Annotated in this window: 1 pseudogene; it reads right to left on the bottom strand. The window is 66.7% G+C overall.

The features are described 5' to 3' along the window. Nucleotides 1-340: pseudogene (locus tag LI92_RS21505) on the bottom strand (ATP-binding cassette domain-containing protein); the annotation flags it as partial. Nucleotides 341-436 lie beyond the last annotated feature (96 nt).

The following is a 436-nucleotide window of genomic DNA, read 5'->3' as shown; positions in this document are numbered from 1 at the left end:
GCAGTTCGATGGTGCCGGCGCATTCGGCGTAACGCAGTCGGCCGGGATCAAGGTCGATCAGCAGCGCGTGTTCGGCCGCGGCGCCCAGTCCGATGGACCACAACCGGGCGGCGTAGCCGAGGTAGAAGGTGGACGCTGCCACCCGAAATTCCGGCGCCCCGATGCGTTCTTGCACCCGGGTGATCAGGCCGGACAGCAGCTCTGGGTCGGTGTAAAGCTCGGCCACCGGCCGCCAGTCCGCCGCGCCGGCGGCCGAAAGCGTGAAATATGTTCCGAAGGAGGCCAACTCATTCAGGGCTGCGGCGGTGCGATCCGGTGAAGCGCAGCGGTGCGCCGTCATGGGCAGGCTCCGCAGCAGCCGCGCCAGGTCCGGCAGTGCGGTGTCGCGATTTGCATGGACGGTGTGCACCGTGATGGCTGTCTCTTATACACATCT

This window comes from Mycobacterium sp. UM_Kg1 (assembly GCF_000972925.1).
GTDB classification, from domain to species: Bacteria; Actinomycetota; Actinomycetes; order Mycobacteriales; family Mycobacteriaceae; genus Mycobacterium; species Mycobacterium hiberniae.
Note: the sequence above shows the minus strand (reverse complement) of the source record. Positions and strands in the feature narration are given on the sequence as shown.